Genomic DNA, 25,151 nt, shown 5'->3' on the forward strand with positions numbered 1-25,151 from the left:
AGACAAGCAAAGCGCACGCTAAAAAACGCGCGCCCATCTCTAGGAGATATTCTCAATTACATTGTCATCATAATAGCACAATTACCGCTTGCAGTCAATAAATTGCTGCGCCGCTTGCCCCTGAGCCTGCGCTTTGCTATAATTACAGACGGGCGAATTTTTAAATCCGACGCAGAGCTCGCCGCAAGCAAAATGCGCCGCGTCCCGCGTTTAGAAAATTATAACGGAAGTGAAAGCATGAATATCAAAGATATGATTGAACGCATCAACGAACTGGCTCATAAAAAAAAGACACAAGGGCTTACTCGCGAAGAACAGGCGGAGCAAAAAGAGCTTTACAAGCGTTATCTCGCTAATATCCGCAGCCAGCTCAAGGCGCAGCTGGACAATATCGAAATCGTGGACGAAGCGCCTGAAAAGCTGAACTGAAATGAACGGCGCTCCCCGTCTTACCCCCGGCATGATCGCCTTTGAAGACGATTATCTGCTGATTATCGATAAGCCTGCCGGGATGCTGGTTCACCCCACGGTCAGCGAAAGCGGCTCCACCCTTTACGATTATGTACAGGAATATTACAACTATCGCCGCACCAACTGCGGTATCCATCCCGTATCCCGCCTGGACCGCAACACCTCCGGCCTGGTGCTGTTCGCCAAGGAGCCCGTAGTACAGTTCTGGCTCAGCCAGCGGCAGCCGGTTAAAGAATATCTGGCTATCGCCGCAGGCCGCGTCCAACAGCTGCACGGCGTCATCGAAGCGCCTATCGCCCGCAAGGAGGGGAGCATCATCGAGCGCTGCGTGGACTATGAGCGCGGCAAGTACGCCAAAACGGCTTACACCGTCCTAGGCTATTACGGTGCCAGCACCCTGCTGCAAATACGTTTATTCACAGGCCGAACGCACCAAATCCGCGTGCATCTGGCCCACATCGGCCATCCTTTGGTCAACGATAATCTTTACGGAACGCCCGGCCCCCAGGCCCGCCACGCGCTACACGCTTACCGTCTGGCCCTGCTGCATCCGGTCGGCGATACGCCGCTGGAAATTACCCGCGCTCTGCCGCAGGATTTACGAAAAATACTATACTAAAATGCAATTAGTGTGCTATAATTAAGATACGTAATATAAAGAAGTCAGACAACAGCCGTCATAAGAACTGCTGCCTGATTATCGTAAGGAGGAATTTTAATGCCTTTAGTAACTTCTACCGAAATGTTTAAAAAAGCTTATGAAGGCCACTATGCAGTAGGCGCTTTCAACGTAAATAATATGGAAATTATCCAGGGCATCGTAGCCGCAGCCCAGCAGGAAAAATCCCCGCTGATTTTACAGGTTTCCGCAGGTGCGCGCAAATACGCCAACCATATCTACCTCATGAAGCTGGTAGAGGCCGCCATAGAAGACACCGGCCTGCCCATCTGCCTGCATCTGGACCACGGCGAAGATTTTGAAATCTGCAAAGCCTGCGTAGACGGCGGCTTTACTTCCGTTATGATTGACGGCAGCAAGCATCCCTTTGAAGAAAACATCGAGCTGACCCGCCGCGTCGTTGAATACGCTCACAGCAAGGGCGTTGTAGTAGAGGCCGAATTAGGCAAGCTGGCAGGCGTAGAAGACGCCGTTAAGGTTGCCGCCAAAGACGCCACCTACACCGACCCCGACCAAGCTGTGGAATTTGTAGAACGCACGGGCTGCGACTCTTTGGCTATCGCTATCGGCACCAGCCATGGCGCTTATAAATTCAAAGGCAAACCGGAGCTGGACTTTGCTCGTCTGGAAAAAATCACCAACCTGCTGCCCGGCTATCCGCTGGTACTGCACGGCGCTTCCACCGTTATCCCCTCTTTCGTTGAAGAATGCAATAAATACGGCGGCAAGCTGGACGGCGCTCAGGGCGTGCCCGAAGATATGCTGCTGAAGGCAGGCAAATTCGGCGTCTGCAAAATCAACATCGACACCGACCTGCGTTTGGCCATGACCGCTTCCATCCGCAAGCACTTTGTCGAGCATCCCGCCGACTTCGACCCGCGCCAATATCTGAAACCCGCCCGTCAGGCCATTCAGGACATGGTAGCTCACAAAATGCGCGACGTACTCAACAGCAGCAACAGGCTGTAAGAACGCAAGACCAAAGTCATTATGCTGCATCCTATTCAAGATATTATCGCCAGCGCGCAGCGCGCTTATGCCGCAGAGCAAAGCGCCCGCAATCTGACCGCGCTGCTGCAGGCCGTCAGCAATATTATGCAGGAGGGCGCTGAAATCTTGATTCCCGTCGCGTCCAATGCTGCGGGCGGTCAAATCAGTATTTTAACCCATACGGCGGAAGACGATTTGGTTTACGCAGCCGCTTATTCCAGTGCGGCAACCGCCGGCGGCTGCGATACAGCGAACGCTATAGCCCGGCCTTTAATAAATTATTGCGAAGCCATTCTGCAAATGGAGGGAATTGCCGGCATCGTCTTTAACCCCTGCTCCCCTGCTCCCGTGACGCTGCAAAAGAAAATGCTGCGGGAGCTGCTGCAGAACGCGCAGCAGCAGCCTTTAAAAAGCGGCGTCGCTCTTTGGCGCGGCGACATCACCACGCTGGACTGCGACGTAATCGTCAACGCCGCCAACGGCTCGCTTTTGGGAGGAGGCGGCGTGGACGGCGCTATCCACCGCGCTGCCGGGCCGCAGCTGCTGGCCGAATGCCAAACTTTGCACGGCTGCCGGGCAGGCGAAGCAAAAATTACCTTCGGCTACAATTTGCCTGCCCGCTACGTTATCCACACTGTGGGCCCCGTTTACGCAGGCAAGGTCAGCCAACGACTGGAGCTCGCCGACTGCTACCGCAATAGTCTGAACTTAGCCAAGGAGTACCATTTGCACAGCATCGCCTTCCCCGCCATTTCCACCGGCGCTTACGGCTATCCCGTGGAAGAAGCGGCGCGCGTTGCGTTGCTGACCGTGACCCAATGGCTCAACGATAATCCTGACTATGCCATGAAAATTATCCTGACCTGCTATAACAGCGCCGTTTACAAAGCTTACCAAGAGCTTATCGACGCTGCCAAGCGCGGCGAACTTACCTAAAAAATCAGCGTACCCTACTCTGCTTATCCATGCAGAACTCAGGGTACGCTTTTTATTTTTATTTATTCCTATAGGTGGAAACAGCTTTTGTTTCCTATCGTGAAACGCGAGGGGAAACAAGCGTTTTGCTTATTCAGCTGTTAATGATAGCCGTAAATTTATCCTTATTGGCTTCGATAGGCTGCTTGCCGCCCACAACGCACAGCAAACCGTCGCTGAGCATATCCTCGACAACCTTGCCCAAGGCCTGCAAATCGGCGTTGCTCACGTCCAGCACCTCGTCGCGGATGCGCTGGCGCAGTTCCTCGGGAATCTGCTTCAAATATTGCAGCGCCGCCTGATCCAAGCGCATACTGTTGGTCAACGGCGTATCCATGCCGCTGATTGTGCCGATAACGTATTTATCCAGCTCGCGGTCGGGAAATTCCACCGTTTGCAGCCAGGCAGGTAGCGCCTTGTAGGCCTCCAGAGATTTTGCCAGCTGCGGGTCTCGATAAGATGCGAAAACGCCCAGGCCGTTCAGCTCAAAGCGCGCCGTCGCGCCATAAGCGCCGCCCTGAATACGAATCTTCGTCCACAAATATTCGTAACGCAGAATAGTTTCCAGCACCCGCATAGCGCCGGTATATTTATGGCCGAACTTCGCGAAGCTGCCGCCTGCGGCAACGTACTGTACCTTGCCCGCCGTCGTGATGCCCTCGTTATGCCCCGGCGCAGGCAAAATTTCCGGCGCGACGGCCACGGTAGCCTCCGGCAGTTTAGCCGCAAAGTCCAGGCATTGCGCCTTCACCTGCTCCTTATCCTCCGCGTCGCAGGAATAGAACAGCGTAAAGCGGCTCTTTTGGAAAAACAGCGCCAGCAAATCTTGCAGCTGTTGCAAAACGGCAGCGCCCTGCTCGGCAAAATTATCGCTGAGCTTTTTCAAAAATTGGTAATAGCTGAACTGATCCTGCTCGTTGGCGCGAGCCCCCGCCGCGCAGTAGGAATACAGACGGGAAATAGCGATAGTCTGGCCGCGATTGAAAAATTCGTCGTCCCAATCGGTTTTGATTTCCGCCAGCAGCTCCTGGAAACGCTGCACATCGTTCAGCAAGCTTTCTGTGCCGATGGCCTGCAGCAAATCGAAAACATGGGGCAGATTTTGCAGCAAAGCCTTAGCCTTCACGCTGAAATACAGGCGGTAAGCGTCGGCGTTTTCCGCCTCAGAAACGGCGCGCACGTTAAAAGTAATACCGCCGGTGTACATAATGCCGTAAGTAGACAGCTCCTGATAGCTGTAACGCCTGGTATTGAACTTACCCAAAACGTCGGACAGCAGAAAGCACAAGGGCAGCTGCTCCGCCGGTACGCCGCTGATATCAAAATACCAATTCGTATAGGCAATTTTATTCGTCACTGCGGGAACGAAAACTAAACGCCGATTAGCTTCGCCCTCCTCCACTTTTGCAATGCGCTCCGTCCGGCGGCGGATATCGCTGCGCTGCAGAATGGGAATGGAAGCGCGGGATTCCTCGCTGTCGGGCTCGGCCTGCAAGCGGTGCAGCTCGGCGCATTCAAAAGCGTACTGCGCCAATTCTTCCTGCGTCATGCCGTCCTTCAGCCGCTGCATTTTTTCCGCGGCGGCAGCCTGGTCGGCCTCCTCCTTGCCAGGCTGTGGCAGCAGCGTCACGATAACCTTGTGGGTATTATCCAGCAGATAATTTTCAATCAGGCTTTCATAATAATTGCTTGCCAAGCCCTTGCGCATAGCGGCCAAAGCCTGCTCGTAGCGCAGGCCCTCGATGGGGTCGCCGCCGTACAGCCAGGTATCCAGCACGCCCAAGCCGTAAATCAAGCCTTTGGGATAAGGCCCGAAGTCGGCCTCGCGCAGCTTAAATTCCGTAGAATTCAGCGACGCCTCCAGCAGCTGTTTATCTATGCCGTTGATGGTTAAATCCTGCAAGGTTTTGTAAATCACGCTGATAAATTTATCGCGCAAATCCTTTTCGCTGCCTGCGGCGCGAATGGCAAACACAGGCTGCTGCAAGCTGCCCGTATAGCTGCCGCTGATGTTCTGCCCTACGCCAGCCGCCAGCAAAGCGCGGCGCAAGGGCGAGGATTCGCTTTCCAATAATACCGCTTCCAGCAAGCGCAGGGACATACTGGTCTGCAAATCCACAGCTTTGCCGGTAACGATGGACAATTCGTGGTAGGTTTTGCCCTTGCAGTCTTCCTCCGCATCCACGGGATAGAAGGCCTCCACCTCCGCCGTCCGCGCCAAAGGCGCTTGCAGAGGAATTTCGGACTGCACCTGCCCCGTTTTGCTAAACTGCGACAAATATTCCGCGTCCAAATAAGCCAGCGTAGCCGCGATATCCATATCGCCGTACAAATAGATAAAGGAATTTTCCGGGCTGTAATAAGTCTTATGGAAATTTTCAAACTGCTCCTGCGTCAGCTGCGGAATTGCGTCCGGATAGCCGCCGGATTCAAAGCGATAGCAAGTATCGGGGAACAGCGCCTTCATCGCTTCGTTTTCCAAAAAAGCGTCGGGCGAAGAATAAACGCCCTTCATCTCGTTATAAACAACGCCGTTATAGCTCAGCTCGTCCTCCGGGCTTTCCAGATTATAATGCCAGCCCTCCTGGCGCAGCGTATATTTATTTTCGTAAAGCAAAGGATAAAACACCGCGTCCAGATAAACGTCCATCAGATTATGAAAATCCTTGGCGTTGCGGCTGGCCACGGGATAAACCGTTTTATCGGGATAGGTCATGGCGTTCAGGAAAGTGTTCAGCGAGCCCTTGACCAAATCCACAAAAGGCTCCTTCAAATGATATTTGCGCGAACCGCATAAAGAGGAATGCTCCAGAATATGCGCCACGCCGGTATCGTCGGCGGGCGGCGTGCGGAAGGCAATAGAAAACACCTTATTGTCGTCGTCGTTGGCTAAATACAACAAACGCGCGCCGCTCTGCACATGCTCCATCAGGTACGCACGGGAATGTACCTCGCTGACAAAACCTTCTTGCAGCGCCTTGAAACCGTGGTAAATTTTATTTATCTCCAAATTCATTGTGACCTCCTGTAGTATATGCTATAAAATCTATTATATTATACCACAAATCCCTTTGCCGCACAGCAGTCCCAGCGTAACAAATCTGCAAAACAAAATGTTAAAGCCAGCCGACAATTTCTTTTTCCCTTGAAAATCGCCGACCGGCTTTCTAATTTTAATTTTATTTTTACGTTATAATTTTATCTTACAATCCTAAGCGCCACATTCCCGAATAGCCTACGCGCGTCACCTTTAAGCCCTTAATGCCAAGCAAAAGCTTGGTTATCTTCGGCCGCTCTGCCTTCGGCGTCCCTTTTTCGTAAGGCTCCTGGCAGAAGTAAATGAACCAGCGGTCCACCTCCTCGCAATCGTCCTTACACAAGCGGTTCCAATGAATAAACTGCGGCTCGCCGTACAGCTCCATAATTTTTTGGAAATCGTCGCCGACTTTCAAGCCCTTAAAGGTTTCCACATCAAGCCGCTTGGTTGTCAGCCGTTCCACCGGCGCTTCCTCGTCCGCTTCTACTCTGCCCCGCATCCACAGCTCGCCGTTCTCGTAAAAAGCGTGCGTCAATAGAACCGCCCGCTCTTCTTCATTTTCATCGTTCTGGTCGTCGTTGCCATCCTCATAAAAATAGCGAATCTCTAAAAGCTGTCCCAAATCCTCCGCCGCTTTGTTTATCGTCGTCACCGTGCCGTTGGGCAGTACGCTATTGGTAATAACAATTTCCTCCTGCGAAAATAATTGGATATCTTTTTGATAAGCCGCTTCCTGAATTTGTTTTTGCTGAATCACTCTGTCCCGCACCGCGTTGCCCTGCTGCATTTCTCTGGCCAGGGCCGTGCCCGTCAGCAGCAGAGCCATAGCGACGCCCATGCTAATAATTTTTTTCATAATCTGCACCTCTCTTTAGAATTCCCAGCGGAAGCCCGCTTCTATGCGATACGGCATCTTGGCGTGCGCCTTAAAGTTTCTTTCGGCGTCGAAGTAGAACGTGCAGCTGTTGCCCATGTCCACGTTCGCACCCACGCCTGCAACGTACCAGGTGTCCTTGAAATCGCTGCCGCCATACAGCCTGTCGCTGTCAAAATAAATATTATTGTCGCCGCCGTCCAGGAATTCGTGCATAATGAACGCCTTGGCGTAATAGCGGTGCGGATATTTGCGCTCGCTTTCTATTTCCTTGCTGATGATAAAGCCCGCGCGTCCTACCAGGCTGTCGGCGTCGCTCTGCACCACGCGCGCGCCGTTGCGCGTCGTGTAGCTGTCGCCCCACATATAGCTGTAGGTCAGCTGCGCCTGCGGCTCGATGAACCAGTTGTCCTCGTTAAGTTTTTTCTTGCGCCCATATTCCGCGCTCAGGCTGCCAGCCCAGTTGTCGAACTCGCCGCGGTCGCCGTAAGCGGTGTCGTATTCGGAATCTATATAGCCGATGCGCGCTACCAAATCCCAGTAATGGTCGTGCTTGCGGATATTCGTAGCGTACAGCGTTAAATCGGTATAATTATTTTCGCCCCTGCCGCCGCGGAAGCCGGTGTCCGCCCAGGTGTGCCCCAAAGCGACGCCCTTGCGCCAGGTGCCGCTGCCGTCCTCCTGCACATCCTTGCGGTCGTAGCCCACCTGCACGGTTTTGGCGTGCGTGTTGAAGCCCAGGCTCCTGTTATCCTCCAGCTTTTTGCCGATGACCCGCGCCCAGGCGCCGCCCTCGTCGTTGGTAAAACGCAGCTCGCCCAAGCGTTTCAGCAGCGTATCGTCGTCGCGCCACAGCGCAAAGCCCGCGTTATAGGAATGGATGGGGCCGTCGCCGTTGGGGTTGCTCTTCTTAGTTTTGCCGGTGATGAACCAGTCGTTGTAATCCGTCTGTTCCGCGTTTTGCTCGGAATCGATATAAAATTCCAAATCATAAATGCCCTTTTCATTGATCGCGGTCACGGTGCTATACTCGCCAACATTGTCGCCGCCGTCGCCAAAGGTAGCGGCGTCCTGCTTAATCTGCGCAAAGTACAGCTTATCGTCGCTGGCCATTGCTCCCAAATTGCTGTTATTGTCTTTAAAAACAAGACGCTGCTCGCTGTTATCGCCGCCATGAATGTAGACGAAGTCGCTATCCGTCGCGTTCTCGTAAGATTTGACATCGTTATCGTGATAGGTCAAATCCATAATGAAAGTGCCGCTGCCGTTCAACGCCTTATCTATGGAGAGCTTGTGCGCGTTACCGCTGACAGTGCCGATTGATTTTTGCGTATAGCTTTCATTAGCTACATCGTAATAATACTCTATTTCATCGTCAGCAATTTTTTCGATTTCCACCTCGTAATCCGTATAAGAAAAATCTTTTTCATTGGCAACCATGCTGACAACGCCGCCATCCAAATTCAAATTAGTAACATTGCTGTCGCCCGTCATATACCAAGTCGTGTTTTTAAAAGTCAAATCGGTAGTAGAGCCGCCGTTTCTAACTCCATTGTCAGTTGTAACCGTGCCAATCAAATACGAGGACGAATCGTTGGCTTCCATATTGATAACGCCCTGATCATCAGCTATTAAAGACCCGGCTATCACCGCATCTTTTACGTTCACCTCGCCCGAATCGTAAGTAACAATCGCTTTAAACTCTTGATTATCCGCGCTCTTGCCTGCGATAGAACCGCCCTGCATCTTTACTTTACTTTCTGCAGTTGCTTCAATGCCAGCCGTATATGAAAATGTATCTGTAGAGTTGTTAATTACAGTAATATCTGTGTCCGTTAAATTAACTTCGGCTTTAGTTGTGAAATCTTTATCTAAAGCGGCATCATATTTTTTGCTTTCCGTATAAACGCCAATAGTGTCATGATGTTCGCCTTCTGCCGTTACAATAATTTGCGAATTACTTTCTACATTAACTATATTACGCGCGCAAATACCTGTTGCGTCGCCGTTTCTAGCAATGTTGCTCGCTTTGAGAATTGCGTTTTCTTTTAATGTTACCTCAGCCGGAATCATCTCGACATCCACGTGTTGCGGATCGTCTCTTAAAGGATTATCTACGGAATTGATATAAATTCCGCGCACAGTAATCTCGCCGTCGCCGGACCCCGCAGAATAGATTACGGAATTTTTGTCCGCAGTAACTTTACCATAATTTATATACATGGCATAAGAGGTACTGTTAGTATGCGGTTTGTCGATATTATCAATATAATCTTGGTCGTCTAATTTATCATAAGTATAGTGTTTTTCTGCTGTAGCTTCATTTATTGCAATGACTTTTAGGTTTTCTCCTATATTCACGACTGGAGCTGGGTATTCGTTCACATACTCAATATAATCTCTATGCGGATGAACCTCCGAATTAATACCGCGTACCCAAATACTGCCGTCGCCTTCGCCCTTAGCAATAATTTTCAAATTATCGCCTACATCAAAAGTACCAGCATCTACATAAATTCCCGTTGCTTCGCCGCTGGCGGCGCTGCACGTTGCGTTGATTATAGTATCGCTTCCCAATGTTACGCTTGTCGGAAAATATTCTGCGCTGACGGCCCACGCCTTATCGTAACGGTCACCCCATGTCGAAGCTCTTATTATTGATTTATCTTCTAAAGTACCTATAGCCTCACTACGTATGCTAACGCCCCTAGCCCAACCAACTGTGTACGCACTCATATCTGTCGTATAATTATTTTCAGCTAATATCTTCGTGGTTCCTAATTCTATAGTGCTCCAATTTCTTGCATATATGCCATTGCTATCAGAAGTTTGCGATCTTGCTATTACTGTTCCATCTCCCATTTTAACTGTAAGACCATCGCCGCGAGAATAAACCCCATAAACAGAATAGTCAGCAAGGACAGGATAAGTATCCAGATCAGGTTCTATTTCTATATACAACAGCTTGCTTAAATCATATGTGGTTTTTATATGATGATTATATAAATTTGCAGCGGTATTGCTTCCTCCTTTATATATAAGCCGATCATCTTCATCAAACGAATATGTATATGTATAGACCCCCATAATATTTGGATCATCTTGTATCTGTTTTTTTATAAACTGACCTTCACTATTTTTTTCCCAATTATAGCCATCATTCATACCAATTTGAACATTATAAACTTCAGCTTGCACGCCCAACGGCATTGCCAATAGCAATCCCAAGATTATCGCCTGCGCCAAAAATTTCTTTTTCTTTCCGCCCATCAAAATCATCCTCTCGAAAAAATTTTGCTCGCCCGCGTCGCGCAGGCTCGCCCAAAAATAAAATGCAGTTGCGCTTTGCAAAATTGCTATCGTCCTCGCAGCATAAATTGCTTACTGATATACGTTGCGCTAGTTTAATTGTAGCATAGAAGTCCCCCCCGGCAAGCTTCTTGTGTGTATAAATATTTACTTTTTCTAGCTTGCCTCTGTTTTACTTTTGGGGTAGTGGGACGATGAAAAGAAAAGCAGAATTTTTCCAACCGCTTGTATCTCAAAAATAAAAGCTGCGTAAAAATTTTTTGACAAGGATGGGTATAGTTATGATAAAAATTTCCCGCACAAAAAAGCAGAACGCGGAAAACTATTGTTAGCTTTCTGCGTTCTGCGTCAGGGTATTTTTATTAAAATTCAACTCTCGTTATTATAACACTATTTTAAACGATGATTCATTCTCGTTTCTCTACTCTTTTAAAAGTTTTTGAATTTCTGCACTGGCACTTACTATATACTTAATATATGCTTTTCTCTCCACACTGTCGCTACCCTTTACCTGATCGTCTGTCGCCAAACGGCTGACTATTTTATCTAAGGGAACATCGTATTCCAATGCGTCAATTATTTTTTGCTCAATAATCTTATCGCTATAAAATCGATTTCGTAAATACGGAGATTTCCCCTCTTTATAACATTCAACATCTGAAATAGCTTTCTCCAGCACATCGCCAACAAGTTCATATTCTGCTTGTGAGCGCAAATATTCAAAATCAATATCATCGTAATGCGATAATATCATCATTTCAGGCAATTCATTATTATCCTGCCAAAACTCTCTGCCTTTCAATCTATCTAAAATTATATCTTCAATGCCAATAATTTTCGCAGTTCCATACTCCGTTTCAACTTCTGTTAAACGATTTATATCTCCCGCCAGCGGTGGTTTAGGAAATTCAACCACAACAGACGTATCAGGATGAAACCATGTGTATCCGTCGTCAATAGTAAAACCCAAAGAAGTCATAATCTTAGAAATTTGAAAATCATCCTTAGCGATAAAATCTATATCCTTAGTCATGTAGCTGGCCGCAGTATAAAATTCTACCGCAGAACCGCCAACAACAACTAGCTCGTTAGAAAAATCCTTAGCCAAAGAACAAATAAGGCCGGCTATCAATAAACGTTCATTAACCGGATCAGATATATTTTGATTATGAATTTTCTTTATGGTGTTCCCATCTATACCTTGCATAATCTGTATCCTTTTTCTGTTTTAACAAGCCTGCCTGAACTAATCCATTCATTCCAAGCATTGGCGCAAGCCAAGACCAAGGCTTTTTTTTCCTCAGGAGTACGCGCTCTGCCGCGAATACGTTTATAAGTTCTGGCTTCAGGAGTCAAATTTTTTAATCGCTCTCTCCGTTCCTTCATCCAAAGAGAGGCATCGTTTATTTTTGCTATACTCAAAACCTTATCCTCCTTTAGTTATCATAGTTTTTTATTTCGCCACAAGTGTTGTACATCAGCTCTCGCTTCACCTTACGGCTCGCGAATCCCTGTGTACAACATTATACCACAAATCCCTTTGCCGCACAGCAGTCCCAGCGTAACAAATCTGCAAAACAAAATGTTAAAGCCAGCCGACAATTTCTTTTTCCCTTGAAAATCGCCGACCGGCTTTCTAATTTTAATTTTATTTTTACGTTATAATTTTATCTTACAATCCTAAGCGCCACATTCCCGAATAGCCTACGCGCGTCACCTTTAAGCCCTTAATGCCAAGCAAAAGCTTGGTTATCTTCGGCCGCTCTGCCTTCGGCGTCCCTTTTTCGTAAGGCTCCTGGCAGAAGTAAATGAACCAGCGGTCCACCTCCTCGCAATCGTCCTTACACAAGCGGTTCCAATGAATAAACTGCGGCTCGCCGTACAGCTCCATAATTTTTTGGAAATCGTCGCCGACTTTCAAGCCCTTAAAGGTTTCCACATCAAGCCGCTTGGTTGTCAGCCGTTCCACCGGCGCTTCCTCGTCCGCTTCTACTCTGCCCCGCATCCACAGCTCGCCGTTCTCGTAAAAAGCGTGCGTCAATAGAACCGCCCGCTCTTCTTCATTTTCATCGTTCTGGTCGTCGTTGCCATCCTCATAAAAATAGCGAATCTCTAAAAGCTGTCCCAAATCCTCCGCCGCTTTGTTTATCGTCGTCACCGTGCCGTTGGGCAGTACGCTATTGGTAATAACAATTTCCTCCTGCGAAAATAATTGGATATCTTTTTGATAAGCCGCTTCCTGAATTTGTTTTTGCTGAATCACTCTGTCCCGCACCGCGTTGCCCTGCTGCATTTCTCTGGCCAGGGCCGTGCCCGTCAGCAGCAGAGCCATAGCGACGCCCATGCTAATAATTTTTTTCATAATCTGCACCTCTCTTTAGAATTCCCAGCGGAAGCCCGCTTCTATGCGATACGGCATCTTGGCGTGCGCCTTAAAGTTTCTTTCGGCGTCGAAGTAGAACGTGCAGCTGTTGCCCATGTCCACGTTCGCACCCACGCCTGCAACGTACCAGGTGTCCTTGAAATCGCTGCCGCCATACAGCCTGTCGCTGTCAAAATAAATATTATTGTCGCCGCCGTCCAGGAATTCGTGCATAATGAACGCCTTGGCGTAATAGCGGTGCGGATATTTGCGCTCGCTTTCTATTTCCTTGCTGATGATAAAGCCCGCGCGTCCTACCAGGCTGTCGGCGTCGCTCTGCACCACGCGCGCGCCGTTGCGCGTCGTGTAGCTGTCGCCCCACATATAGCTGTAGGTCAGCTGCGCCTGCGGCTCGATGAACCAGTTGTCCTCGTTAAGTTTTTTCTTGCGCCCATATTCCGCGCTCAGGCTGCCAGCCCAGTTGTCGAACTCGCCGCGGTCGCCGTAAGCGGTGTCGTATTCGGAATCTATATAGCCGATGCGCGCTACCAAATCCCAGTAATGGTCGTGCTTGCGGATATTCGTAGCGTACAGCGTTAAATCGGTATAATTATTTTCGCCCCTGCCGCCGCGGAAGCCGGTGTCCGCCCAGGTGTGCCCCAAAGCGACGCCCTTGCGCCAGGTGCCGCTGCCGTCCTCCTGCACATCCTTGCGGTCGTAGCCCACCTGCACGGTTTTGGCGTGCGTGTTGAAGCCCAGGCTCCTGTTATCCTCCAGCTTTTTGCCGATGACCCGCGCCCACGCGCCGCCCTCGTCGTTGGTAAAACGCAGCTCGCCCAGGCGTTTGAGCAGCGTGTCGTCGTCGCGCCACAGCGCAAAGCCCGCGTTATAAGAATGAATGGGGCCGTCGCCGTTGGGATTGCTCTTGTTCGTTTTGCCGGTGATGAACCAGTCGTTGTAATCCGCCTGCTCCGCGTTTTGTTCGGAATCGATATAAAATTCCAAATCGTAAATGCCTTTTTCGTTAATCGCCGTAACGGTATCATATTTTTCTCCGCCGTCCGTAACGCTATCGCCGCCGTCGCCGAAAGTCGCGGCGTTATTTTTTATCTGCGCAAAGTACAGCTTAGCGTCGCTGGCCATCGCTCCCAAATTGCTGTTGTTGTCTTTAAAAACAAGACGCTGCTCGCTGTTATCGCCGCCATGAATGTAAATGAAGTCGCTATCCGTCGCGTTCTCGTAAGATTTGACGTCGTTATCGTAATACTTCAAATCCATAATGAAAGTGCCGCTGCCGTTCAACGCCTTATCTATGGAGAGCTTCTGCGCGTTACCGCTGACAGTGCGCGCTAAATTTGCATTTTCCACCATGCTGACAATACCGTTATCCAAAGTTAGATTCGTAACATTACTGTCGCCGGTCAGATACCAGGTTGTATTTTTAAAAGTCAAATCAGTTTTGGTTTTGGAATCATCATCTACATTTTCTTCATAAGCGGTAGTAACCGCGCCAATAAGATACGATTGCGCATCGTTAGCTCGCATTTTAATTTGGCTTTGCGAATCCGCTTCCAAATCTCCTTCTACTATTATATTCTGTGCGCCGTCCGCATTAACATTGACCTGCGCCGCATCCGACGTTACGATAGCTTTAAAATTTTCGCCGTCCGCACTCTTACCGCTAATCGAACCGCCGCGCATAGTAACCTTGCTGCTATCTACAGCTTTGATGCCTGCGGTGTAAGCCGTGCTAGCGTTTGAATTATTGATTACCGAAATCACAGACGCAGTTCCTAAATCGACGTCGCCCTTCTCGCTTGTGGCGTAAACGCCATAGCTGTCGTGCTTGCCCTCGCTGCCTGCTTCCGCCACGATTTGCGACGCGCCTTTAAAGACAACGCTGTCGTGCGCATACACGCCGGTCGTTTCGCCGCCCTTAGAATTATTGATAGCTTGAATTGTTGCGCCGTCGCCAAATTCTACAATAGCATTTGTATTCTTTATTACATCTTCCGACCAAATATTATTATTGGATGTATCTATGTAAATTCCGCGAACCTTAATACCATTTTCATTTGTATTTTTCATATTATTATCAATTTGCGCCTGTGAAATAATTTTAGCATTATCGCCAAACGAAACAGAACCGGCATTGATGAACATGCCGTAAGCCGTACCCGTAATAGCTTTATTCATTATATTGATAGTTGCATTATTTTTTATATCTACATCTGGAATTAAACCAGAATTATCTGGAGACATTTGTGCGTTAATGCCACGAACCCAAACGCTTCCTGTACCGTAACCTGTGGAATTGATTGTCAATCCACCTTCAACTGAAACTAATCCACTATCCGCATAAATACCTACGGACTCACCATTACTCTTTACAGGATCACTATCCTTATCGCCTACGCCTTCATAATCCGGAGCGGTTATTACACCATCACCTGTATATTCAAGATTTGTATTTATCGTCGTATTATTTCCTAGACTTATACCTTTAGATGCATATTTTACACAGACACCCCACGCTTTAAGAAATCCGCCACTACAGCCAGAAGTATTTATGGTTGAACTCTCTCCTAAAGTAGCTGTAGATTTATAACTCAAAACTATGCCATAAACAATGCCTCTATTGCTTCCGTTATAAGAACTTACAGCGTTTATATCCACTTTACCAAAATCTATATCAATACTGCCTTTATTAGAATACGATATTGCATCAACACCTGCTATATACCTAAAATTTCCTTCTGCCTTAATATTACAATCTCTCAATATAAGTTTTTTATTTTCACCTGCCACAAGAATAGCCCTTAAAGTATCTCCCGAATCATTTCTAGTATATTCAATATATCCAAGATTACCTAAATCAAAAATCTTATTATCGGTAGTAGATTCATATAAATATACCGCATTTGCTCCATACATTGGATCATTGCAGATAAGTCTATCATCTGCTGAGAAATTATATGTATATTTATTATTTATGTTATCAATAGTTAAGATATTGTCCATCCCAGGTGTAGTAGGATAATTAGATCTATTACCGGTAACTCGCTGTGTATAATCCTTCGCCTGCACGCCCAACGGCACAGCCAGCAGCAAGCCCAAGGTTATCGCCTGCACTAAAAATTTCTTTTTCTTTCCGCCCATCAAAATCATCCTCTCCAAAAAATTCACACGCCCGCGTCGAGCAGGTCCGCCCAAAAATAAAATGCAGTTGCGCTTTGCAAAATTGCTATCGTCCTCGCAGCATAAATTGCTTACTGATATACGTTGCGCTAGTTTAATTGTAGCATAGAAGTCCCCCCCGGCAAGCTTCTTGTATGTATAAATATTTACTTTTTCTAGCTTGCCTCTGTTTTACTTTGGGGTAGTGAGCCGACGAAAAGAAAAACAAAATTTTTCCAACCGCTTGCGTTGCTAAATCGAGCACCGCGTAAAATTTTTTATGGGATAAGAGCAGAAATATTTATGAAGAAAATTCCGCGCAAAAAAGCAGAACGCGGAAAAGTATTGATAGCTTTCTGCGTTCTGCATATTACGATATGTATAGCTTTTTTGAACTTACTTATCGATTAACGACCGTTTATCCTCTTATTGATGTACCACTCTATAATACCTAAATACTCAGGCTTATCGCCATTGGCGTTTACTCTGGAATATGTGTCTAAAAAGCTTCTTAACTTACCAATCGCCCAATCTTTGGTACCGTAGCGTTTTTTCAGCAAAAGAATTACTTCCTCAAGCTTCGCCTTTCTATTCATTGGTAAACGATGCTGCCGGCTATTTAAATTAAGAGTATCATTCAAATCACTATTTACTGTTTCATCTGAAGAATGAATTTCGCCGTTAGCGCTGCAATAATAAATGCCCCTTAAGGTACTCTCATTTAATGGACTTACTGTAATCGGCGTATCTTTTTTATGAGCGTCGCAGGTATCGTCCCTACCTTGCTGACCTTCCAGATGACCGGAACAAACGCCAAGCAGATTTCTATAATCCATTTTTTCATATTCCGTCAGCAAGCATTCCGGTATCCAGTGTTCTATACGCGCAGAATCCTTATCAATCCTGCGCATACAATAAGCGCAAAGATTACCTTGCTCAGCCGTTAAGCTTTCCCTTATTGCCGATTTCGGACAGCCGTCATAATACGCATGCTCTTGCAGCTTATATTCTGTTAAAGCTCTTGGTTCGCGCCCTTTATCAATAAATATCATAAGCCGTCACCTAAATCCATAGTATCAAACTCAAAACGTGCACGCATTTTAACTACATTAGTGGACTCAGGTTTAGTTTCTTCTTCAACTCTGGCTAAAATTTCTTTCGCTTCATTAAATTTTCCCTTATCCATAGCATTATAAAAGCTATCAATCTCTTTTTGAATACTGATAGGAATATCGTTTGTTTTCTGAAAATCCTTTATGGAAGCATTAACATCGAGGCCGTAATGAGATTCTGAATAAGTAATCTCCGGCCTCTCAACATCTATTAGCCAAACATTTTTCGCAGAAGCAAAAAGAATCGGAGCATGAGTAGTCGCTATAAATTGCACATTGGGAAATACATTTCTTAAAGCTTCAATAATATTCCACTGCCATCTCGGATGTATATGCATATCTATTTCGTCTATCAACACTATGCCTTTAGTTTTAGCTATATCCATTTTTTTTGCAGGATTCAATACCGCCATTCTATAAGCAATATCAAAAACCATCCATATCAAAGATTGGTAGCCCGCGCTTAAACTATTAATAGTCGCTACATTATGGTCTACAGAATAAACTAATTCTTCCATTTGTTTATCATAAAAAATTTTATACTCGCCTTCGCCGTTAATTTGCTTCATAAAATTAGCTACGGCTTGCTTCGCAGCTTCGTATTCAGCAATTTTGCTTTCTTTTTGCCAAGACACCTGCTCCATTTTAACGCACCAATTTAATAATAATTTAATATTGGAAGCATCTGCAAGCGCGTCGATATATCCTGCAGTTCGAGAATATTTTGTCTTAAAAACATTTTCTGATTTTTCTCGTTTCTGGCTCCACACTCTTCCGGCGCCCTGCAAACAGATAACCGGTAGTTCGGCATATTCATCGCATTGCAATTGTTCCGCATATTTTACAATATCTTTGGGGCTGGTAGTAGTACGAGAAGATTTTACGCTGGCTCTGCTTCTAATCAATTCATATTGCCGCTCATCAATTTCAATATTTAATGATACTTCAGTAGGCGTCTTATAAAATTCACTGCAAGAACCGTCGCCCATTAATTTCCATTCTTTTCTAATTTCTTCTTTGGAAAAATGTCTGGTAGAAACGTCAGAAAATCCGCCTATAAACCCGCCTAAGCCTACGGCTATAGCTTCAACAATAGAAGTTTTTCCTTTACCGTTTTCACCTTTAATCAGATTAAATCCTGGTTTAAATTCAATGGTACTATCTTCTATTCCTCGAAAATTTCTTATTCTTATATTGTTAATATACATTGTGGCAGCCTCCTGCAATTCGTATATTTACATTATAACTGATTTCTGCTAAATATTAAAGAATTAACCTTAATAAAGCGTGGAAATCCATTTTCCAACTACGGGAGCACGATATAGACAAAGCAATAAAAGTTCAGAAGCCGCATTTCATTGTAGAAATCATTTCTTAAAATCAATTTGCCCCCGCAGGTTAATGCTTGCGCAAATCGCGCCGATTGCCTATAATAAGAAGTAAGCTGAAATTTTGGAGGGATTATCAATGGAAGAGGCGCGCTTTACTCTGCGTATTCACCCCATCATTATGAATAAGATGAAGCATATAGCTAAAAATAACGGCCGTTCCGTTAATAAAGAAATCGAACAAATTTTAAAATGGGTCGTCGACGATTACGAGCGCAAATGCGGACGCATCGTCTTAAACGCAGACGAAATGCCCGCGGCGGATAGCAAGCCCATTGAACCAGTTCCCGACCGCCCCATGGAGATGCTTTTCAAAATCGAAAAATAAAGTAAAGCTCCTTATGCCGAAGGTAACGCAAACCTTGGCGTAAGGAGCTTGAGTTTTTAATTAAAAACATAAAGCGAAGCTCCTTAGCCAAAGGTTGAATGACCCCCGGCATAAGGAGCTTCGCTTTTTAATTCTGAAAATAAACTCAGGCAGCCTGTTCTCTTTTCTCTTCCATTTTAGAAACGAAAATCGTACCGGCCAAATCGCCCAGACAGTTGTTGGTCGTCGTGCCCATATCAAAAATATGATAGAAAGCGGCGATGATGCCAACGATTTCCGTCGGCAGACCGAAGGCCTCAACCATAACGAACAGCTTGACAATGCCGCTGCCGGGGATACCGCCGCCGCCCGTGGACAAAATTGCGGACAGCACCACAACCTTCAACAGCGTGGGAATATCCAGCGGCGCGCCGATAACCTGACTGATAAAAGTGATTACGCAGCCGTACAAAATTACGCTGCCGTCGTAGTTCATCTGCGAACCCAAAGGCACGGTGAAGCTGGAAATGCGCTCCGGCACGTTAAATTTTTCTTTCGCTACCTTAATATTAACAGGAATGGAAGCTACGCTGCTGCAGGTGGTGATAGTGTACATCCACAGCTCGGCGCTGTCCTTAATAAAGCGCCAGGGAGTAATGCCGCAGCTCAGCCACAAAACGCCGCCGTAAACGAACAGCACGTGCAACAGGCAGGCCAAATAATACACGCCCGCCAGACTGGCCATGCTGGTGAAAATGCTGACGCCGTATTTCGCGAAGGAATCGGCCATCAGGAAAAATACGCCGATGGGCGAAGCCTTCATAACCATGCCGATTAAAGAAAATACCATAGCGTTGATGGCGTTGAACATCTTTTTCAGCGTTTCCTTATGCTCCTCGTTAGCCACCTTCATAATCGCGATGCCGGTCATTACGGCAACAATCAAGGTCTGCACGATATTGCCCTTGGCGAAGGTCTGGAACATATTGGTGGTGAACATCGAGGTGAAGAACTGCGCTACCGTAATATCGGCGGAGCCCACAACTTTTTTCGAGGCCAGCCCGGTAAAATTAGCGAACTCGCCGGGCCGCAGCACGCCGGTAACGGCCAGGCCCACAACGGTCGCCACCAAAGTCGTCAAAATATAATAGAGAATGATGCGCACGGCAATGCGTCCCAGAGAGCTTAAATCCTTTTGGGAAATAATGCCGGTGATGATGGTTACTAAAACCATCGGCACGACAATCATCTTCACGCAGTTCAGCCAAATAGTGCCAATAAAGCCCACGGCTTTCATAGTGGGGCCAAAGGCGAGGCCCATAACTGCGCCCAGAATCATAGCTATAAAAATCTGCGTCGTCAAGCTAATCTTTTTTCCAAAAATGACCATACTGATACCCTCCTTAATTTGCGATTTTCAATTAAATTGCGGCGTCCAGCTCTAAAATAATTTCCGCCGCCCTGCGCGCGTCCTCGCTGCCGATCCCCTTATAATAAACCAGCCTTACGCAGGTTTGCAGCACGGTTTTAATCAGCAGGCCCCTGGCTTCCGCCATAGCGCAGAATTCTGCGGGGCTGACGCCGGCCTTGCTGACGTCCAGCACCAGAATATTGGACTGCACCTCGTCCTGCATAGTCAGCTTGCGCAGCCTGCCGCGCAACAACGAAGCCGTCAGCCGGGCGTTGGCGATATCCTCCCGCATCCGCTGCAAATTATGCTGCAGCGCGTAAATGCCGGGAGCGGCGATGACGCCGGCCTGACGCATACCGCCGCCCAGCACCTTGCGGATTTCGCGGGCCTTGGCAATCTGCGCTTTAGTGCTGCACAGCACGGAACCCACCGGCGCGCCGATGCCCTTGGAAATGCACACCATAACGGAATCCACATATCGGGTAATCTCCCTGGCCTCCACGCCTAAGGCAGCGGCGGCATGGAACAGCCGCGCGCCGTCCATATGAATATGCGCGCCGTGCTTGTCGGCCACCGCCCGCAGCCTGGCCATTTCCTCCACCGGTATCACATAACCGCCGGAAAAATTATGCGTATTTTCCAAACACAGCAGCTTCGCGCCCGACTCTGCCAACAGTTTGTCTATCTGCTCCACGTCCGGGGTATTTTTTTCGTTCATCGCATATTTTACGGGAATCATACGGCAATACTGCTCGTCGAAAAGAAATTTTTCCGTCAGCAATAAATGCTGCTGCTCGTGTACCAGTACCTTATCCCCCGCTTTGCACCAGCTCAGCACGCCGCAGGTGTTGCCCATCGTGCCGGTAGGGCACAGCAGTCCGGCCTCCATGCCGGTCAGCTCCGCCGTCAAATCTTCCAGCGCGTTAATCGTCAAATCCTCGCCGCGGCCGTCGGCGCCGACTCTGCCGTCGTCGCCTAAGCGAGCCGTCATAATGGTTTGCAGCATAGACTCGTCTGGCATAGTCAAAGTATCGCTGCGTAAATCAATCATCATACCGCCTCCCTGAAAATTCACTAAATTGTAACTATAATTTTATTATACTAAACGGCCCGCCTGCTTGCCTAATACAAAATACTATGCTTAAATATATAAAAAAACTTATACTTTAGCGCCGTTTTCCCTTGTTTTACGGGCTTTTCCGTTTTATAATCATAATAACAAATCCCGAAATACTAATTTGTTATGCAAAATACTTCAGCGCGAAAAATAATTTTGTTACAGGAGGTGTGCCGGTACAGTGGAAAAAGCTATGGAATATATTTTACAAGTGGACAGCCAGCGCAGCTTTTCCAAAGCGGCAGAGTGTTTGTTCATCAGCCAGCCGGCTTTAAGCGCCATCATCCACAAAGAAGAATTACGACTCGGCGTACAGCTTTTCGACCGCAGCGTCAAACCCGTCAAACTAACGTCGGCCGGCACGAAATATATTGCGGCCGCCAAAAAAATACAAAAAATTGAAGCCAGACTATTCCAGGAATTGCAAAATCACCAAGACGATAAAAAAGAGCTGGTCATCGGCAGCTCCGCTTTTTTCTTCGTCAATTTTATCAATAAATTAAAGGAGGATTTTTCCCGGCAGCGCCCGCAGATTACTTATAAATGTATCGAAGCCTCTACGGAAGCGGCGCTGCATAAATTGCAAAAGAAAGAGCTGGACATGGTCATCACGGCGCACAACAACCATCTCAAGGACTGCTGCTTCGTTCCCATCAGAAGCGAAAGCATTGTGCTGGCCGTCCCCGCCGCTTTCGACATCAATAAGCGTTTGACCGGCTACGCGCTTACCCTGCAGCAAATCAACAGCGGCGAATGGCGGCAGCAACGCTATCCCTGCGTACCGCTGGCTTATTTTGACAATTATCCTTTCATTCTGCATAAAAAAAGTAAGGATATGTATAAACGCGCCATGCGCATCTTTCACCGCCAGAATATGCGCCCGCGCGTTTTAGCCCATATCGAGGACTTCTACACTTTATATTTTCTGGCGCGGTCGGGGCAGGGCATTGTTTTCCTGCGGGATTCCCTGCTGAAATATATGGAGCCCACCGCCCATCTGATTTATTATAAAATCAACGACCCGCTGGCTACCCGCAATATCAATATCTACTACCGCAAGGACAATACCGACGCCTTAGTGCGGCAGTTCATTGATTTTTGCGTGCAGAGCGGCAAAAGCTAAAAAAGACTGACAGACAAGCCTGCGCCCGCCGCTAATTTACGGCAAGGCGCGCTTGTTCCGTCAGTCTTAATTTTTAATTGCTCACGCTGGTGCGCAGCTGAATGGCTTCGGCAATGTGCCTAGCTGTAATCTGTTCGCTGCCGGCCAGGTCGGCGATGGTGCGCGCCACTTTTAAAATGCGGTCGTGGCTGCGGGCGCTCAAGTGCAGCATATTAAAATATTTTTCCAGCACGGCTTGGGCGTTGTCGTCCAGTTTGCAGTATTTTACCACCTCGCTGCGCCCCATCTGCGCGTTGCAGTACAGCCCCCACTGTCCCAGCCGCCGCTGCTGAATCAGCCTGGCCTTAACAACTCGTTCCCGAATCGCGGCTGAGCTTTCTCCCGCCGCTTTTTCTTTCAGCTCGGCAAATTCCACCCGCGCCAGATTTATCTGCATATCCATTCTGTCCATCAGCGGGCCGGAAATTTTGCGCCGGTAAGCGTCGATATCCTTCTGCTTGCAGGTGCAGCGGTGCAGCTTGTCGCCAAGATAACCGCAGGGACATGGATTTTGAGCGGCTACCAGAATAAAACGGCTGGGAAAGGTCAGAGCCGCGCGCACGCGGGAAATGTTAACCTCGCCGTCCTCCAAGGGCTGCCGCAGCATCTCCAAAGTATAGCGTTCAAACTCCGGCAGCTCGTCCAAAAAGAGCACGCCGTTATGGCTCAGCGTCACCTCGCCCGGACGCGGCGTGGAGCCGCCGCCCAAAAGCGCGCTGCCGGAAATGCTGTGGTGCGGGCTGCGGAAGGGGCGTTCCAGCATGACGCTGTCTGCCTGGGGCAGCAGGCCCACGATGCTGTAAATTTTCGTAACCTCTAAAGCCTCGGCCTCCGTCATCGGCGGCAGAATCGTCACCATGCGCCGCGCCAGCATCGTCTTGCCGCAGCCCGGCGAGCCCACCAGCAAAATACTGTGGCCTCCGGCGGCGGCGATTTCCAAACCGCGCCGCGCTACCAGCTGTCCCTTAACGTCGGCAAAATCCACATGATAAACCCGCTGCTGGTTCTGCAAAATATTTTCCTTCGGCAGGGGCGTCAGCGGCGCTTTGCCCTGCAAATGCTCGACGATTTCACTAAGCGTCGCCGCCGTATAAACCGTAATGCCGTGAACGAGCTTGCCCTCGGCGGCGTTATCCTTTGGGATAAAAATTTCCTTGGCCCCGCTGCGCTTAGCGTCCATAATCATGGATAAAACGCCGGACACTTTACGGATACGTCCGTCCAGCGACAGTTCGCCTACAAAAACTTTTTCCCTAACCTTTTCCGCGTCCAGCAGACGGCAGCAGCACAATACGCCCACGGCGATGGGCAAATCCAGGCCGCTGCCCTCCTTACGCAAATCCGCGGGCGCTAAATTCACCGTGATTTTCGTCATGGGAAAGGGATAATGGGAATTGCGCAGCGCCGCCTTGACCCGTTCCTTGGATTCGCGCACCGCCAGCGCAGGCAGGCCCACTAAATCAAAATTGGGCAGGCCGTTGCTCACGTCCACCTCTACTAAAATTTGTACTCCGTCGATACCGCAGGTAGTTTCTCCTAAAATTTGCGCAAACATTTTTACACTCCTATCTTCGTTTCAGAAGCAATGCGGGTAATGCCTGAGCTGCACGGCCGCAGTGCCTTCTATGATAATTTCAACTACATCAAAGGAAAGCACCGGTATGCAGTCCATCAACCCCGCGCATTGGAGGTAATATTCGGCACAACGATAGATTTTTCTTTGCTTCGTCAAGGTTACGGCTTCCGCAGGCGCGCCGTAGCGCTGCGAATGCCTCGTCTTGACCTCAATAAAGCTCAATACCCCGGCTTTACTGGCAACAATATCAATTTCACCGTAACGGCGGTAGCGAAAATTCCGCGCCAAAATCCTATATCCCTGCCGCTGTAAATAAGCGCAGGCCGCGTTTTCGCCGTACTCCCCCAGTTTAATCCTCGACCGGGTATTCATAAGAGTCGAGCTGGGGCGCATATAAAATATCTTCCGCAGCGGCTGCGGGCGGCAGGCCCATGCTTTTAACCGGCTCGTAGCTGCGGCGGTGCCATTTGGTAGCGCCGTGCGCTGCAATGGCCTGCATATGCGCACTGCTGCCGTAGCCCTTGTTCTGCGCAAAGCCGTAGGCGGGATAAAGCTTATCCAGCCGCTCCATAATGCGGTCACGCGTTACCTTGGCAATGATGGAGGCGGCGGCGATGGAAGCGCTCAAGGCGTCGCCGTGAATAACGGAAACGGTTTCGATTGCCGCAGCCTGCACCGGCATCGCGTCGATTAAAGCAACCTGGGGACGCAGCGGCAGATGCTCCAGCACCGCCGCCATACCCCGCTGGGTGGCGCTGTAAATATTATAAGCGTCGATATTGCTTACGCTGACGATATTTACCTCTATCGCCAAAGCCTTTTCCATAATTTCGTCGTACAATGCATCGCGCCTAGCGGCGCTGAGCTGCTTGGAATCGTTCAGCCCGCTGATAAAAATTTCCTGCGGCAAAATAACGGCGGCGATAACCAAAGGCCCGGCCAGCGGCCCGCGTCCGGCCTCGTCCACGCCCGCCACATACTGCGCTCCCTTTCCGTAATAAATATGCTCGTAGCGCAGCATTTTCTCAAAGCGCCGCCGCTCGGCCTCAGCCTTAGCCAGGCGTTTGTCGTAGGCCGCCAGCAACTTCTGCACGCCGCTGCGTTCGTCCTGGCGCAAAGCTTCCAGCTGCTCGGCCGCAGGCTGGCCTGCCAGCAGCTCCTTAACCTCGTTGATTTTCATTACTTCACACTCCCTTTGTAAAAT

Annotated in this window: 20 protein-coding genes and 1 pseudogene; 7 read left to right on the forward strand and 14 right to left on the reverse strand. The window is 48.4% G+C overall.

Annotated elements, in window-relative coordinates; genetic code table 11:
• The first annotated feature begins 237 nt into the window (after positions 1-237).
• From Q4E64_RS06665 to Q4E64_RS11485, 5 genes and pseudogenes are all read left to right on the forward strand, one after another.
• Positions 238-429 (forward strand): DUF896 domain-containing protein, encoded by a 192-nt coding sequence (locus Q4E64_RS06665; RefSeq protein WP_303166983.1) that lies wholly within the window; start codon positions 238-240, stop codon positions 427-429.
• A gap of 1 nt (position 430) precedes the next feature.
• Positions 431-1,090 (forward strand): RluA family pseudouridine synthase, encoded by a 660-nt coding sequence (locus Q4E64_RS06670; RefSeq protein ID WP_303166984.1) that lies wholly within the window; start codon positions 431-433, stop codon positions 1,088-1,090.
• Between the two features lie 99 nt (positions 1,091-1,189).
• Complete coding sequence (gene fba, locus Q4E64_RS06675; RefSeq protein ID WP_303166985.1) at positions 1,190-2,119, forward strand: class II fructose-1,6-bisphosphate aldolase; 930 nt, start codon at positions 1,190-1,192, stop codon at positions 2,117-2,119.
• 21 nt (positions 2,120-2,140) lie between these two features.
• A pseudogene (locus tag Q4E64_RS11480) lies at positions 2,141-2,503 on the forward strand (SseB family protein); the annotation flags it as partial.
• Positions 2,504-2,506: 3 nt separating this feature from the next.
• On the forward strand, positions 2,507-3,076 hold the full coding sequence (locus Q4E64_RS11485) for an O-acetyl-ADP-ribose deacetylase (protein WP_368501538.1): 570 nt from the start codon (positions 2,507-2,509) through the stop codon (positions 3,074-3,076).
• Between the two features lie 133 nt (positions 3,077-3,209).
• Here Q4E64_RS11485 and Q4E64_RS06685 read toward each other — a convergent pair whose 3' ends face one another.
• From Q4E64_RS06685 to Q4E64_RS06725, 9 genes are all read right to left on the reverse strand, one after another.
• A complete protein-coding gene (locus tag Q4E64_RS06685) occupies positions 3,210-6,131 on the reverse strand; it encodes an insulinase family protein (protein ID WP_303166987.1) in 2,922 nt (973 codons plus the stop codon).
• A 187-nt stretch (positions 6,132-6,318) separates the two neighbouring features.
• The gene (locus tag Q4E64_RS06690; protein ID WP_303166988.1) at positions 6,319-7,008 is read right to left on the reverse strand and encodes a hypothetical protein; all 690 of its coding nucleotides are present in this window, start codon (positions 7,006-7,008) and stop codon (positions 6,319-6,321) included.
• A 15-nt stretch (positions 7,009-7,023) separates the two neighbouring features.
• Positions 7,024-9,762, reverse strand: a complete 2,739-nt coding sequence (locus Q4E64_RS06695) for an autotransporter outer membrane beta-barrel domain-containing protein (protein WP_303166989.1) — start codon at positions 9,760-9,762, stop codon at positions 7,024-7,026.
• Between the two features lie 994 nt (positions 9,763-10,756).
• A complete protein-coding gene (locus Q4E64_RS06700; RefSeq protein ID WP_303166990.1) occupies positions 10,757-11,542 on the reverse strand; it encodes a DUF6036 family nucleotidyltransferase in 786 nt (261 codons plus the stop codon).
• Positions 11,530-11,757: a hypothetical protein gene (locus Q4E64_RS06705; protein ID WP_303166991.1), complete on the reverse strand. Its 228-nt coding sequence runs from the start codon at positions 11,755-11,757 to the stop codon at positions 11,530-11,532. The genes Q4E64_RS06700 and Q4E64_RS06705 overlap by 13 nt, the downstream gene beginning before the upstream one ends.
• Positions 11,758-12,007: 250 nt before the next feature.
• Positions 12,008-12,697, reverse strand: coding sequence for a hypothetical protein (locus Q4E64_RS06710; RefSeq protein ID WP_303166988.1), 690 nt, complete (start codon positions 12,695-12,697; stop codon positions 12,008-12,010).
• Positions 12,698-12,712: 15 nt separating this feature from the next.
• Positions 12,713-14,893: an autotransporter outer membrane beta-barrel domain-containing protein gene (locus tag Q4E64_RS06715; protein ID WP_303166992.1), complete on the reverse strand. Its 2,181-nt coding sequence runs from the start codon at positions 14,891-14,893 to the stop codon at positions 12,713-12,715.
• Between the two features lie 1,388 nt (positions 14,894-16,281).
• Positions 16,282-16,926: a hypothetical protein gene (locus Q4E64_RS06720; RefSeq protein WP_303166993.1), complete on the reverse strand. Its 645-nt coding sequence runs from the start codon at positions 16,924-16,926 to the stop codon at positions 16,282-16,284.
• Positions 16,923-18,194, reverse strand: a complete 1,272-nt coding sequence (locus tag Q4E64_RS06725; RefSeq protein WP_303166994.1) for an AAA family ATPase — start codon at positions 18,192-18,194, stop codon at positions 16,923-16,925. Before Q4E64_RS06725 ends, Q4E64_RS06720 begins: the two co-directional genes overlap by 4 nt.
• Before the next feature lie 259 nt (positions 18,195-18,453).
• Between Q4E64_RS06725 and Q4E64_RS06730 the strand changes: the two genes are divergently transcribed.
• The gene (locus tag Q4E64_RS06730) at positions 18,454-18,702 is read left to right on the forward strand and encodes an Arc family DNA-binding protein (RefSeq protein WP_303166995.1); all 249 of its coding nucleotides are present in this window, start codon (positions 18,454-18,456) and stop codon (positions 18,700-18,702) included.
• A gap of 145 nt (positions 18,703-18,847) precedes the next feature.
• On the opposite strand, the gene Q4E64_RS06735 is transcribed toward Q4E64_RS06730, so the two are convergent.
• Positions 18,848-20,071: a dicarboxylate/amino acid:cation symporter gene (locus tag Q4E64_RS06735; protein ID WP_303166996.1), complete on the reverse strand. Its 1,224-nt coding sequence runs from the start codon at positions 20,069-20,071 to the stop codon at positions 18,848-18,850.
• Positions 20,072-20,102: 31 nt separating this feature from the next.
• Positions 20,103-21,146, reverse strand: a complete 1,044-nt coding sequence (locus Q4E64_RS06740) for a low specificity L-threonine aldolase (RefSeq protein WP_303166998.1) — start codon at positions 21,144-21,146, stop codon at positions 20,103-20,105.
• 244 nt (positions 21,147-21,390) lie between these two features.
• Here Q4E64_RS06740 and Q4E64_RS06745 point away from each other — a divergent pair, with 244 nt between their 5' ends.
• On the forward strand, positions 21,391-22,332 hold the full coding sequence (locus Q4E64_RS06745; RefSeq protein WP_303167000.1) for a LysR family transcriptional regulator: 942 nt from the start codon (positions 21,391-21,393) through the stop codon (positions 22,330-22,332).
• Positions 22,333-22,405: 73 nt separating this feature from the next.
• Here the strand turns inward: Q4E64_RS06745 and Q4E64_RS06750 are convergent, their stop codons facing one another.
• Genes Q4E64_RS06750 through Q4E64_RS06760 form a run of 3 tightly spaced genes read right to left on the reverse strand, consistent with a single transcriptional unit; the run spans position 22,406 to position 25,127 of the window.
• The gene (locus Q4E64_RS06750) at positions 22,406-23,926 is read right to left on the reverse strand and encodes a YifB family Mg chelatase-like AAA ATPase (RefSeq protein WP_303167001.1); all 1,521 of its coding nucleotides are present in this window, start codon (positions 23,924-23,926) and stop codon (positions 22,406-22,408) included.
• 21 nt (positions 23,927-23,947) lie between these two features.
• Positions 23,948-24,319 carry a YraN family protein gene (locus Q4E64_RS06755; protein WP_303167002.1) on the reverse strand — a complete coding sequence of 124 codons (372 nt, stop codon included), beginning with the start codon at positions 24,317-24,319 and terminating at the stop codon, positions 23,948-23,950.
• Entirely contained in the window at positions 24,297-25,127 is an 831-nt protein-coding gene (locus Q4E64_RS06760; RefSeq protein WP_303167003.1) for a ribonuclease HII, read from the reverse strand. Before Q4E64_RS06760 ends, Q4E64_RS06755 begins: the two co-directional genes overlap by 23 nt.
• Positions 25,128-25,151: the final 24 nt, after the last annotated feature.

The sequence above is a fragment of the Phascolarctobacterium sp. genome (genome assembly GCF_030531065.1).
Classification (GTDB): domain Bacteria; phylum Bacillota; class Negativicutes; order Acidaminococcales; family Acidaminococcaceae; genus Phascolarctobacterium_A.